General features: G+C 55.2%; 12 protein-coding genes. 8 read left to right on the top strand and 4 right to left on the bottom strand.

Translation table 11 applies throughout. The annotated features are described in order from the left end of the window. The 8 genes from ABID16_RS17005 to ABID16_RS16970 are packed head-to-tail and all read left to right on the top strand — an operon-like array spanning nucleotide 1 to nucleotide 8,504. Nucleotides 1-702 carry a sugar transferase gene (locus ABID16_RS17005; RefSeq protein ID WP_354557559.1) on the top strand — a complete coding sequence of 234 codons (702 nt, stop codon included), beginning with the start codon at nucleotides 1-3 and terminating at the stop codon, nucleotides 700-702. 56 nt (nucleotides 703-758) lie between these two features. Further along, nucleotides 759-1,946 (top strand): lipopolysaccharide biosynthesis protein, encoded by a 1,188-nt coding sequence (locus ABID16_RS17000; RefSeq protein ID WP_354557558.1) that lies wholly within the window; start codon nucleotides 759-761, stop codon nucleotides 1,944-1,946. Next, nucleotides 1,946-2,560, top strand: coding sequence for an imidazole glycerol phosphate synthase subunit HisH (gene hisH, locus ABID16_RS16995; protein WP_354557557.1), 615 nt, complete (start codon nucleotides 1,946-1,948; stop codon nucleotides 2,558-2,560). The genes ABID16_RS17000 and hisH overlap by 1 nt, the downstream gene beginning before the upstream one ends. Then, on the top strand, nucleotides 2,560-3,309 hold the full coding sequence (locus ABID16_RS16990; protein WP_354557556.1) for an AglZ/HisF2 family acetamidino modification protein: 750 nt from the start codon (nucleotides 2,560-2,562) through the stop codon (nucleotides 3,307-3,309). The genes hisH and ABID16_RS16990 overlap by 1 nt, the downstream gene beginning before the upstream one ends. An 8-nt stretch (nucleotides 3,310-3,317) precedes the next feature. Then, nucleotides 3,318-4,607: a hypothetical protein gene (locus ABID16_RS16985; protein WP_354557555.1), complete on the top strand. Its 1,290-nt coding sequence runs from the start codon at nucleotides 3,318-3,320 to the stop codon at nucleotides 4,605-4,607. Beyond that, nucleotides 4,573-5,745 carry an N-acetyl sugar amidotransferase gene (locus tag ABID16_RS16980; RefSeq protein ID WP_354557554.1) on the top strand — a complete coding sequence of 391 codons (1,173 nt, stop codon included), beginning with the start codon at nucleotides 4,573-4,575 and terminating at the stop codon, nucleotides 5,743-5,745. Before ABID16_RS16985 ends, ABID16_RS16980 begins: the two co-directional genes overlap by 35 nt. Nucleotides 5,746-5,764: 19 nt before the next feature. After that, complete coding sequence (locus ABID16_RS16975; RefSeq protein ID WP_354557553.1) at nucleotides 5,765-6,550, top strand: hypothetical protein; 786 nt, start codon at nucleotides 5,765-5,767, stop codon at nucleotides 6,548-6,550. Nucleotides 6,551-6,563: 13 nt separating this feature from the next. After that, nucleotides 6,564-8,504 (top strand): hypothetical protein, encoded by a 1,941-nt coding sequence (locus tag ABID16_RS16970; protein ID WP_354557552.1) that lies wholly within the window; start codon nucleotides 6,564-6,566, stop codon nucleotides 8,502-8,504. Between the two features lie 18 nt (nucleotides 8,505-8,522). Here ABID16_RS16970 and ABID16_RS16965 read toward each other — a convergent pair whose 3' ends face one another. The 4 genes from ABID16_RS16965 to ABID16_RS16950 are packed head-to-tail and all read right to left on the bottom strand — an operon-like array spanning nucleotide 8,523 to nucleotide 12,486. After that, nucleotides 8,523-9,851: a polysaccharide deacetylase family protein gene (locus ABID16_RS16965; protein WP_354557551.1), complete on the bottom strand. Its 1,329-nt coding sequence runs from the start codon at nucleotides 9,849-9,851 to the stop codon at nucleotides 8,523-8,525. Beyond that, a complete protein-coding gene (locus ABID16_RS16960; protein WP_354557550.1) occupies nucleotides 9,835-10,845 on the bottom strand; it encodes a lysylphosphatidylglycerol synthase transmembrane domain-containing protein in 1,011 nt (336 codons plus the stop codon). The genes ABID16_RS16965 and ABID16_RS16960 overlap by 17 nt, the downstream gene beginning before the upstream one ends. A gap of 5 nt (nucleotides 10,846-10,850) precedes the next feature. Next, nucleotides 10,851-11,711 carry a formyltransferase family protein gene (locus tag ABID16_RS16955; protein WP_354557549.1) on the bottom strand — a complete coding sequence of 287 codons (861 nt, stop codon included), beginning with the start codon at nucleotides 11,709-11,711 and terminating at the stop codon, nucleotides 10,851-10,853. A 1-nt stretch (nucleotide 11,712) separates the two neighbouring features. Beyond that, nucleotides 11,713-12,486 carry a class I SAM-dependent methyltransferase gene (locus tag ABID16_RS16950; protein ID WP_354557548.1) on the bottom strand — a complete coding sequence of 258 codons (774 nt, stop codon included), beginning with the start codon at nucleotides 12,484-12,486 and terminating at the stop codon, nucleotides 11,713-11,715. Nucleotides 12,487-12,811 lie beyond the last annotated feature (325 nt).

Below are 12,811 nucleotides of genomic sequence, written 5' to 3'. Positions count from 1 at the left end.
ATGAAGCGTTTGTTTGACATTGTCGCATCTGCGATAGGCCTGATCGTGCTCTCGCCGATCCTGGCCGTCGTGCTGTTTCGCGTGTGGCTGCAGGATCGACACTCGCCGTTTTACCTCGGAGAGCGCGCGGCCTGCGGCGGCGGTTCGTTCTGGATGGTCAAGATTCGTTCGATGGTCGTCGGGGCCGATCGTAGCGGTGTTGAATCGACCGGAGCAGCCGACAACCGCATTACGCCCCTGGGACATTTCATTCGTCGTTACAAGCTGGATGAAACGACGCAGCTCTGGAACGTCCTAAAAGGCGATATGAGTCTGGTCGGACCGAGGCCGAACACGCTTCGGGAGGTAGCCAAATACACGGCCGCCGAGCGTGGCCTGCTGAACGTGCGCCCCGGGATCACCGACATCGCATCGATCGTTTTTTCCGATGAGGGCGACATCATCAAGGATGCTCCCGATCCGGACGATGCCTATGACAAGCTGATCAGGCCCTGGAAAAGTCGTCTGGGGCTCGTCTATGCGCAAAATGCAGGCGTCTTCCTCGACATCAGACTGATCCTTCTGACGATCGTTGCCATCCTTGACAAGCAGAGGGCTTTGGCTGGCGTTGAGAGTATTCTGCGCTCGCTCGGAGCTGAAAGCCGGCTGATCGAGGCTGCACGACGCGACAAGGCGCTTGAACCGGCAAGTCCGCCGCAATGACCTTACAACGGCGGGATTATTGGCGTGCAGTGGCCCTGGTTTTCTCCGGGACAGCAATGGCGCAGGTGGTCCCACTTGTCGGTTCGCTCGCGATCGCGCGTATATTCGTTCCTGCCGAATTCGGAACTTTCATGGCGTGGCTCGGTGCAACCTCCCTTGCCGCCGTGTTCTCGACCGCGCGCTTTGAGATGGCGCTTGCTCTCGAACCCGACGGTTTGCCAAGGGCAAAAGCCGCCGCGGCAACCGCGCTCACGACTGTATTGGTCATCGGAGTGCTGGCCATTTTCGGCCTGCTGTTTGCAGTCGTTTTTCCCATCTATCGCGAGCGCTTTGGCAACGGTCTGGTAGGATTGTTCATCCCGACCGTGGGGGCCTCGGCCGGCGCGCAGATATGGCAAGCGTGGGCGGCGGCGGAGGGACGGTTTCGTGCCTTGTCGGGAATGCGCATTGTCCAGGCTTGTGCCGTTACCGGCTTGCAACTTTTGGGGGGACTTCTCTATCCGTCTGCTGTCACGCTTGCCTTGGCGCAGTTTCTCGGCGTTATGGCGGGCGTCGCATTTATTGCTCGATATCTGCCTCTCCCATCCTTGACAGTCGATCGTGCGGAACTTCAGAAATTCTGGTCGAGATATCGTCGATTTCCGATTTACGCTCTGCCGGCCGATACCGTGAATACGGCGGCAAGCCAGCTTCCGCTGGCAATTCTCGCCACGCGGTTTGGCCCTGACGTTGCGGGGTTCGTGGCGCTCGCCTTTCGCACGTTGGGGGCTCCCATCTCGCTTATGGGATCTGCTGTCTTGGACGTCTTTAAGCGCCGGGCATCCGAAAGCTGGCGGTTAACCGGATCATGTCGCGGAACCTATATCGAAACGTTTATGGTTCTCGCTGCGGGTTCAGCTCTAGCCACGCTCGTCTTTTGGCTGATGGGCGAGCAGCTTTTTACAATCGCTTTTGGTGAAAAGTGGCGTCCGGCTGGTGCGGCAGCCGTGATCCTGCTACCTCTTTTCGCCTTACGTTTCGTTGCAAGCCCGCTAAGCTACACGCTCTATATCGCCGAAAAGCAGAATCTTGATCTCATCTGGCAAATTTGCCTCTTTGCAGTGACTCTGGCTACCCTGGTGCTATTTCCGGGTTACGAGGCGACGTTGTCTGCCTATGCTCTGGGCTACGGGATACTTTATGTCATTTATCTCGGGCTCACCTACTGGTTGAGCGGTGGCCACCAAGCCGATACGGGGGTGTGATGATAGCGATCATCGATTACGATATTGGGAATCTTGCGGCCGTGTATAACATGTTCCAGCGGGTGGGTTATCCAAGTACGATCACCGCGGATCCCGATGTGATTGCCGCGGCAGACAGAATAGTTCTGCCAGGGAACGGGCATTTCGACACGTGTATGCGCAATATTCGTGCCACGGGGCTCATTCCTTTGCTTGAGGAAAAGGTGCTGCGCCAGCAGACGCCGCTGCTTGGAATTTGTGTGGGAGCGCAGATGCTGGGTCACTCAAGTGAAGAGGGTGCCGAGGCGGGGCTCGGATGGCTTGATCTCACGGTAAAGCGCTTTCCGTCGCTGCCGGGGCTACGCATTCCCCACATGGGATGGAGTGAAGTCGGAAAGCCGCTGCCTGATCATCCGCTTGTGGAAGCTTTGGGTGATGATGCCAGGTTTTACTTCGTGCACAGCTACTATCTTTCTCCGGCAGCGAGTGTCGATACGTTGCTCTCGGCGAATTATGGTATTCCTTTTGCCGCTGGTGTCGTCAAAGGCAATATCGCAGGGGTCCAATTCCACCCCGAAAAGAGCCATCGTTTCGGAAAGATGCTCCTGTCCAATTTTGCGAAGGGCGAAAGCTGATGTATCGTCCGCGTGTCATTCCGGTTTTGCTGCTGCGGGGCCATGGCCTCGTCAAGACGAAGAAGTTCAAGGATCCAGTTTATATCGGGGATCCGATCAACGCCGTTCGGATCTTTGCCGAGAAAGAAGCCGACGAGATCGTGATACTGGACATTGACGCTTCCCGGGAGGGACGAGGTCCCAATTTCGAACTTGTCGAGGAGATTGCCGGCGAATGCCTCATGCCGATGGCCTATGGCGGCGGCATCACTAGTTTTGAACAGGTTCGTCAACTTATCCGATCGGGCGTGGAAAAGGTCGTGATCAATTCCGCGGCTGCGATGGGCGACATGGACGTCATCTCCACGTCGGCTGCCGCATTCGGCAGCCAGGCTGTTGTCGGCGCGATGGACGTGAGGAAAAGCGTGCTGCGCGGCTATCGTGTGGTCGCAAAATCAGGCACGGTGGAGACCGCTCTCAAGCCAGAGGACCATGCTCAGGCGCTCGTCGCGGCGGGAGCGGGCGAAATATTCGTAAACGATATTGACCATGATGGAACCATGGAGGGATACGATCTGAAGCTCGTCAGACGAATATCTGATTGCGTCAATGTTCCCGTCGTCGCTTGCGGTGGTGCGGGTAATAGAGAACACCTGAAGGCCGCGCTGGCGCAGGGAGGCGCAACTGCGGTAGCAGCCGGCAGCATGTTTGTGTTCCACGGCAAGCACCGCGCTGTTTTGATTAGCTACAGCTCCGAACTGACGGCCTGAGAATTCATATGACGCTGCGCCCGAAACACCTGCTCTTGCCGTTACTCGCGCTCGTTTTCTTGGCGACTTACCAGTTTTGCCTTGTAGGGCTCTATGCCAACGAAGGGATGCTGCCGCTTGAAATGAACCTGACTTTTGTTGTCGTGTTCGCAGTGAGCATTTGCGCCATGTCTTTCATATTTCCATCGAGTATTGAGAAGCCTTCGGATGTTTTCTTGCTATTTTATGTGATCATCTGTGTCCTTTGGAATTCCGTTATTTGGAGTGCGACAAGATTAGTTACGTTGCAGACCGTACTTCCGTATTTTGCACTGTTGATGCTCCCGCCAGTCTGCGTCATCTTGCTTCGCACGATACTCACCCAGCGCATGGCTCTGGTGCTGAAGCCGGTCATGGTGGCGCAGCAGGACCAACTGCCGCTGGTTTTCGCCGCTTTGCTCGTCGTAGGAGCGGTGACGGCAGTCATGGTGGTCGGAGGCGGTAGCTTTGACTGGGACAGCATGTATGCACGCAGGCTCGAAGGTCGCGATCTCTATGCCAATCACGTGCTTGCTGGATATGCGCTGAACATGGCCACGAATAGCGCGCTGCCCATGTGCGGCTTTTTCGTGGGCTATCGGCGCTCGCTCAAGCTTGCTCTCCTCTGCATTGCCTTCGTGGGACTGATGTTTTTCCTTCTGGGCCTCAAAGCGCCTGCAGTGAACTTCGTCGGGCTCGGAGTGCTCGGATTGTTCCTCAGCATTCCATTTTGCCGCCGAAATCTGGTCTCGCTCCTGCTGTTGGGAATTTTTGTCGTTTACGCCTTATCTCTGCTCTTGGTGATCATCAGGAACAATACCTTCTTGGCCGATTATCTCGTCCGGCGAATTTCAATGGTGCAGCCGCAGCTGCAGGAGTTCTATTTCGATTATTTTACGAAAATACCGTCCATCAGGGGCGCTTTGCCCCATGCGTTGTCGGATACTACTTTCGAAATCGGCTATCTTTATCTTGGCAACGAATTGAGCAATGCAAATACCAATGCGTTTTTCTACGAACTGTCGCGGGGCGGAATTCCCGCATACATGGCGGCCAGTATCGTTATTTCGTTGATTTATGTTGCAATGGATATTTTCTGGAAGGAAACACGCAGTCCTGGTTTTCTCGGAGCGGCTGCATTGTTTGCGGTCTTGCTCTCCGAGCAATCGTGGACCGCTGTCTTGTTGACTTCAGGCATGGCTGTAACCCTTGCACTGGTGACACTTTTTTCCTATCCGTCGCGGCATGCACAAACACTTGAAGAGGCGCCAGATGCATAACCTTGGATATCGGCAGTGTACGCGCTGTGTGATGGATACATCCGACCCAGAGATTACGTTCGACGCCGAGGGTGTTTGCAATCATTGCCATGAGTTTGACGGCTTGCGCGGCACACAATGGTTCCCGGACGAAGTGGGACGTCGTCGGCTTGAGGCCATTCTGGATGGAGTTCGACGTGAAGGAGCCGGTAAGGAGTACGACTGCATTCTGGGTCTCTCGGGCGGAGCCGATAGCACGTATCTGGCCATGAAGATGAAGGAATGGCGACTCCGCCCCCTCGTCGTTCACGTCGACGCCGGATGGAACAGCGAGCTGGCCGTGGCCAATATCGAACGAGTGGTGAAGTACTGCAATTATGATCTCCACACCCATGTGGTCGACTGGGAAGAGATGCGTGACCTGCATCTTGCCTATCTCAAGGCGGGGGTACCCAACCAGGATGTACCCCAAGATCACGTGTTCTTTGCCACTTTGTATAACTTTGCAACGGCCAACGGCATTCGCGCGATTTTTTCCGGCGGGAACCTTGCCACCGAAGCGGTCTTTCCCAGGAGCTGGCACGGCTCGGCTATGGACGTGATCAATCTGAAGGCGATCCATTCCAGGTTCGGTTCGCGCCCGCTGAAGACTTACTCAACGATCAGCTTCCTGAAGTACTATTTCTGGTATCCATTCTTCAAGAAGATGCGGACGGTTCGGCCCTTGAATTATATGCCTTACGATAAGGCGGCGGCAATTCAGGAAATGACACAGACATTTGGCTATAAGCCCTATGATCGCAAGCACGGTGAATCGCTGTTCACGAAGCTGTTCCAGAATTATTATCTGCCGAAGAAGTTTGGCTACGACAAGAGACTTCCCCATTACTCCAGCATGATCCTGTCCGGGCAGATGACGCGTGACGAGGCCCTTCGGAAGCTATCGGAGCCGCTTTACGATTCCCGCGAACTGGAAACGGATATCGCCTTCTTCTGCAAAAAACTGAGGATCTCGCGTGCGGAATTTGATGACCTGCTAGCCGCGCCGAACCGTCAGCATGCGGATTTCCCGACGTGGGATGGGCGCTATCGGGTCGCCAAGAAGGCCCAAAGTTTTGTTGAGCGCCTCCTCGGGCGCCGTGTTTCGGTATATTCCTGAGCCTAGAGAGAGAACAACCATGTCCCGACAGATGACAGACGGTATCGATCTTCTGGAGTTCCTGGCCGAGATCTGGCGGGTCAGACTCCGGTTTGTTGGGATTATAGTGATCACGACTGCGGTTTTCGCCGGTGCCATTCAGCTCGGAAAGCGCGGAGAGTTGGGCTCGACGAATGCCGGTCCCTCCGCGCTCCGAGGCTGGGTAGTTCGGCTCGACCCGGTTATCTCCTCCCATCCCTATCTGATGGACCGGGACGCCGTGCTGCGTGATTTTTCCCTTCGGATCCGGTCGTTCGACAAGGCAGGTTTCGACAATCTTGCCGAAGTTTCGCAGGATGTGACGAAGTCTGTCAAAAGCTATGCCATAAGCCCATCGGGCGGCACATTCTTCGCCTATATCAACACGGTCGGAGAGGGAAGCCAGGATGCGGAAGGTTTCCGCAATGCTCTCGTGGCAGCTTCATCTGCGCAGTTTGGCGATGTTGTCCAGCAGGTAAACGGCGATGTGGCCCTGATACAAAAGATGGGGCTCGAGGCGCCGGCTCGCTCTTCTGATGCGCTGGCCCTGCAGGAATTCAAACTCCGGCAATTTCTTTCATTGCCGGCTGTTCGCGACGGAACATTGCGCTTTGTCGATGTGGGGCCTTTGCGCCCGGTGAAGGAGCGGCCAGTCAATTCTCCCTCGCTATCGCAGGCTGCAATGACGAAGATCTTGATTATCGGAGCGTTGAGCGGCTTTATTCTGGCGTGTTTTTATGTCGTTGCACGAATAGCCCTTTCTCGTGCGTCAAAAATCCAAGATTGAATCGAGACAGTTCATGCAAGCTGGCCGCCAGCATAGCTCACCTCACGATCGCGAGGTGGGCCACCTCGTTTCCTTCGCGTTTCTGTGCTTCTTGCTGGCATGCGGAATTGCTTGGGAGGCAAGCAAGCATGTCGAGCTTGCCACAGCTTATTTTGGGTTTTCTCCGGTTGGTATGATGCACCCGGTATCGACCTTTGTCGGATTCGGGCTAGATTTTCCAAACGGCGAAGGGGAGATGATGAAGTCGCTGGTGGGATGGCTTTATGCGACCATCGGCCAGCTGAATGTTTTGGACTTCAATGGCAGTTTTGGCGTTATCTTTCTTGAGGTGATCGTCTTCCTGGGCGGCACCTACAGTTTGGCTCGCCGCCTTAACGCAGACCTGCCGCGATGGACCTGCGTTGCTGCTGCGGTTGTGCTCGCTGCTGGGTCGTTTGTCAGCGCGGATTTTAGCCGCTGGTTCCACCCGTATTATGGATCCGTCTATAACTTTGCCTACGGTCTTGGTCTGGCCGCGATAGCTGCGGCTATGGGCCGTAAGATGGTTCTGTCTGGTTTCCTAGTTGGTGTCGCGTTGGCCGTCCACCCCATCATAGGCCTTTTTTGTGGCGTCGCCATGGCCGCTGTCGTGGTTGCCGATTTGCCGAACTACCGGCTTGCTGCGGTTGCATCGGGCATGTTGGCGGCAGCTAGCGTATTTGCGATCTGGTATCTGGTCGCGTTCCGTGGCGCCGCAATAGGTGGGGGAGCCGTCGATCATCATGCTTATGCTGCCTTGACGCGGCTGATGAGCTTTCACTGGTTTCCATTGGAACTTGAAGTTTTTGGGGCTCGTGCCTGGGAAGTACTGCTGCCCTTTACCGCGGCCGTGCTCATAATCCTTGCAACGATTCCTCTCGGTTCGCCGGCGACCTCTCTCCCGGAAAGGCAAATCGCAGCCGCGCTTGTCGCGCTGCTCGCTGTCAGCGTGCTGGGCCTGCTGCTCTCTGAAATCACGGAAAATCCGTTCCTGATCAAGCTCGCCCTCCAAAGGGCAAGTCTGGTCTTTCTCATTGTTGGGATGGCCTTGGCTGCTCCAAGGCTCTTCGTGTTGCTGACGAACGGGCCGCTATGGTTGCTTCCGATCGTTGCTTTGCTCTTGCTCTCCCCTTTCTGGCGTAGCCACGGGATCCCTGTATCCGTTGCCATCGTTTTTGGCATTGCAGTGCAGTGTGGGGCCCTCGGCGCCCCGAAGCCAGCCTCAAAGTTCTCCCTCGCGACAGGTATTCTTGCTGCGGTGGGCGTGTGTGTTTGGCTGATCGCAGGTGGCGACTTCGGCGCTGTGTCGATAGACATTCGGCAGACCTTCAACGGTTTGCTGAATTATCGGCTTCTCGCTGCCTTCTTCCTCGTCGGCCTAGCCCGGATAATCCGAAATCCCATTCCGGTCGCGGTCGCTCTTGCAATAGGCAGCTATCTCTGGCTGCCGCAGGTCGATGCGATGCGCGACCCTCAAACGCGCGAGCGGGCCCAAGCTTTTCTGGAAGTTCAGGAATGGGCGAGGAAGGCCACGCCGCCTGGATCGCTTTTCATGCTGGATCCGACCGGTTCATATGGCTGGAGGCAATATTCGCAGCGACCGTCGTTCGGGGTACTACGTGAATGGCTTTATTCCGGCTGGATCTATAACCCGAAGCCAGAAATACTCAATGAAGGGCTGCGTCGGGCTGGCCTATTGGGTCTGTCAAGCGACGACCTTGCGATTAGGCCCGGAGAGAGCCCGGATGACGCTCGCGCACGGATTGCTGATCGGGCAGCGAAAGCATTCAACGGCCTAGATGCATCCTCAATTCAGCGCATGGCAAAGGACAATGGTATCAGTTACTTTGTGTTTGACCGGGCTGGGCGAGAAAACCTGAACTCGCTGGATGTCGTTTACCAGAATAACGATTACGCTGTCGTTCAACCGCAGTGACCACGTCGGACAAGCGAGTCATGCCAGTTGTTCAAGCAGAGATTCGAAGCCGCTTCCCCACCCATACACGGATGTGATGGTGTGGTTATGCCAATTGACGGTAGCCTGACCGCCTACCGCGCGGATTTCGCCGATCCAGTGCCGCATGGCGTTCCCGGGCGACCGCTCCGCGGTGGAGTGGGAATAGTCGTAGAAATGGGAATCCATGAAGACCATCGGCACGGCCTCGATTGCTATGGGTTTGCGTGCAGTGGGATCCCACGGAGCGATGGCCAGCGCATGCCCTGACCTGAAACCGGGGCGATCGTTGAACCCGAGTGTGGCATCTCTCTTTAGTCCAGCCGCCGCTTGTGCTGCCCATGTCTCGCGCCATGAAAAGCGTAGCCAGTGTTGCCGACAGTGGATGATATGCTGGCGCGCCGCCGCTTCAACGCGGGCCTTCTCAGCCCTCATCAGATCAGGGCTTTGCCAGGCGTCGAAGGACTGGTGAAGGCCGATCGTCCAGCCACCGTCAGCCAATGCGGCAAGTTCGCGCGCCATATCCGCGTCGAGAATGTCATAGGCCGGGTCAATGAGTATGCGTTTTGGTGTGATGCGCTTCCAGCCCGGTGGGCCACCATAAAAGTGGAATGTGCTTCTGAGGCCCGCGGCCGCTTCCATCTCCCTCAGACGCTTCAGTGTCCGGAAGTCTCCACGTGAAAGGAGGTAGCGCCTTGCGTCGGCCAGCCGCGCCGCTGTGGCGCCCCCGTCACCGGTTGCGATGCCGCGCGCCGCGTTGAAAAGCTGGAAAACAGTCTGTTTGAGACGGATTTCTGGAGTGAGCCGAAGTGCGTCTATGTCGTGGGTGAGTTCAATGCTGGCCATGGGGAACGGCCCGAAGAGTTCCTCTTCAGGGCGTTGCGCAATCTGCGCTGCCCAGGCGCGTAGAAACATGAAGATACGGTTGACCCAGGCGCGTTCGAAAACGACGGCGAAACTCTCGGGCAATCTGAAGGAGTAGGAAAGAACCGGCCCTTTCTCGGCCTCCACAACTCTTTCCATGGTGCCGGAAAGCAAATGATAAGCTACGGAAATCCAGTCGCAGCGCTGCCATTCAGGTCCGTCTCCAGGGGCTATACACTCTTCAAACGCAAGCAGATGATTTTCTACGCCTGACGTCTCTCCCCAGGCGGGCAGCGTGATGAGTCGAGGCCCGAAACCGGCGTTGAAAACACCTGGTTGAACCGGAACTGGAAGCGCCTCTATCTTTCCACGATTCCTCGGCCAGTAGACAATTCCGCAATCCCAAATCCATTGTCTTTCTGCGTGAACTTCCTTGTATTGCTCTGAGTCAGGACCCGTCTGCATCGCGCCGCGTCCTAGTTTTGAGCATTGAAGATAAGTCAGCCCAGCGTTGAGAAACTTCCCAAAGCGCCAACGGTATCGCTGGGGCAATGGTTGAGAGGCGCAATGCGACTGCAAAAAGGATAGCGTCAGGGATTTCGTAGCCAAACGTCGTCAACGCGGCAACCGTTGCGGCTTCGAACGTCCCCAGCCCACCTGGAACGACTGTGATCACCATCCCGAATGTTCCCGCAACGAACACCACCAGCGCTTGCGCCAGTGATAGTGGATGCTGGCCTAGCAGAATGCCAGCGACGACGACATTGCCGCAACTGGCAAGCCAAGTCATGAGCGTCAGGCCCGCGGCGAAAGCCAGCGTGGAAGGTCGCCCGACGCTCTTGATCGCAGAGATGAAGTCATGGCTATTCTTTTGTGCCCAACCCCAGGGAATAGCTCTCACCAGTCTTTCAAGTATTTGTGGATATTTCAGCAACAGGATGATAGCGCATGAAAACACAAGCGCTGTGAAAATTGGTATCAGCAGCCCGTTTTGCACCCAGCTAACGTTGTTCGCCGCCGTAAGCGCAATCGCGCATATTGCCAGGAAGGCCACACAGGCGGCATCCATGGCACGTTCTATCACGAGAGCGGCGATCCCCCGGCTGAAAGGCAGGCCCTCTCTGAAATGAAGCACCACGGGCTTAAGAAATTCCGAGGCGCGACCGGGAAGAACGAGAAAAAGGCTGGCAGAAACGGAATTGGCCACGTAGGCCGAATAGACTCGCACCGATGCGCCGCAAAGAAGCGCCAAGCGCGGCGCTTGAACGTAAAATGATGTAAATGACAATGGAAGCAACGCCAGAAGCGAAAGACCAAATGCACCCGTTGTTGCCTTTGCTGAAGTCGAACGGTAGGCCAAGGCGAAGACTACAGCCAGGAGGCAGGCGAATATTCCAACGAGCAACAGCACGCGGTTTCCTGACAACCTCACTGGCTCTGGATTTGGTGAGTTTTTCAATCAGTTCACCTGAATTTAGGTCTCACAATTCTCATTGAGGCTGCAAGAAGGAGAAGGAAGTTGAAGAATCCCAGAAGGGGGCGCCGCGTAGCCAGAAACTCGTCAACCTGACTGGCATCAGGCCAAGAGTAATAGCTGGGTTCCAAGCCTTGATTCAAGAGCGGCTTGTCCGGTGGATTTCCGAGGGCCAAATTGCTCACCATCTCCGAAAGAAGCTGCCCGGCACGACGATTATTTTCGACGATATGCCAAAAGAGAGAAGCCTTGGGGTCGCTTTCGAAGGCGACTTGGGCAAGAGGTGGCCCCTCATCGAGCTTGACCGTAACTTTGAAGACCGTTGAGCCAAGGCTGAGGCGGCCTTCCCGAAGTGCCTGAAATTCCCCTGCGATGCCACCATACGCGGGCAGTAGGCTGGAATGGACACACCATGTGCCCAGCTTCGGAATCGATAGAATTTCAGCGTCAAGGATGGTGCTTACACGAATGAGCAAGAGATCCGGCTCGAGGGCCCGCAGGATTTCTTTGGTTTCCTTGTCGTTGAAGTTGATACTGCTGAATAGCTTTACATTTCGCACAAGCGATAAGGCTTTCAAGTCGCGCAAGGGCCCAAACGCCGGTGTCAAGCGAAAGAAAGAGGTCAAATTTGAGTATATAGAGAAAAATCCGTTCGTTACGACGAGGAAAAGCCAATATCGCACATCCATCCGTTTGAGTAGCGAAAGTGCAGCCGCGACCACGTTGTCTTTCTTTTTCACTGGGCTTTTGCTAAAAAATACCGCTTCTATATTTATTCCTAAAGCATTGAACAATTCAGAGAATATCAAATTTCCGGTGAGATCATTGTTGGTCAGAACTACAATTTTCATATCAGTTCTTTCTAGCCCAGTATTCACCTGGAATAGCTCCGATGCGATGTATCGGTTCAAAATCGACGGAAATCAGCCAACTTTCCACAGTCTCCTTTTTGGGAAAAGCGAGTCTCGGTGGTGCAATATTGACTAGAACTACTTCTCGGCACTCGCGCCAAGTTCCGGTACGTAGGTCTAGTTTCGACACGGTCGGCAGGAAGGTTAGAAACGGAACTATGAAGTCAGCCAGACGCTTCTGAAAGAACAATGGCAGTCTGGTGGCGATCGACCGGGTTAGTCTAAGCATGAATTGGGCAAAACCCTTTGTTGGTGGAGCAATCCAGAGGCCGATCATCCCGCCGGAGCGCACGACACGGGAGATTTCCGCCAAGCCTTCCCGGGGATTTTCGAGGTAGGCGAGAACTCCGAAAGATATGACAATGTCGAAGGTTCTGTCGTGGAACGGCAGGTGCTGCGCGTCTGCGTGAACGGCGTTCCAGCTTCCGTGTATTTCAGAGGCGTTGCGAAGAGCCGTTACTGACATGTCCAACCCGTACAATTGGGTCTTATTTCCTGTGCCGGCAATAAGCTTGATATGGACTCCATCTCCGCATCCCACGTCTAGGAGGCGACCACCTTCTTCGATCATATTTCTGATCGGCGCAAGGAACTGCTTCGCTACCTTTTCTTTTGCCTCCGCGCGTTGGCTCGAGGAGGCTCCCGTCCAGTGATCGTCAAAGTTATTCGAATGGTTGGGCAAAAAGTCAAAAAAATGCTCTTCTGACGGATACATTCCATGCTCGACGCATGACAATCCTCCCGTTTGCTTCGCCAGAGTCCCGCCACACTGAGGGCAGGCGAATATCGATGTGTCTCGTACCATTGGAAGCTCAAACTCACAGGGCATTCTGGACTTTCGATGCCGTTCATAGGTGCATTGGTCACATCGATCAACACTAATACCAAGGATCATTGATTAGAACCCATTTGATGGCTTGGAAACGGACATCCGGGTAGGAGAAACCGGAGAGCGATGCAAAAGCATCGGTCGAGGATTTCGACGCCCTCCGGTGGCCGATTTCCATGCCACCCGCCCGCAGGATTGCGATTGCAATCCT

It is taken from the genome of Limnomicrobium aquaticum, assembly GCF_040545545.1.
Lineage (GTDB): Bacteria > Pseudomonadota > Alphaproteobacteria > Rhizobiales > Rhizobiaceae > Ensifer_A > Ensifer_A aquaticum.
This window is presented reverse-complemented; position numbering and strand designations above follow the sequence as displayed.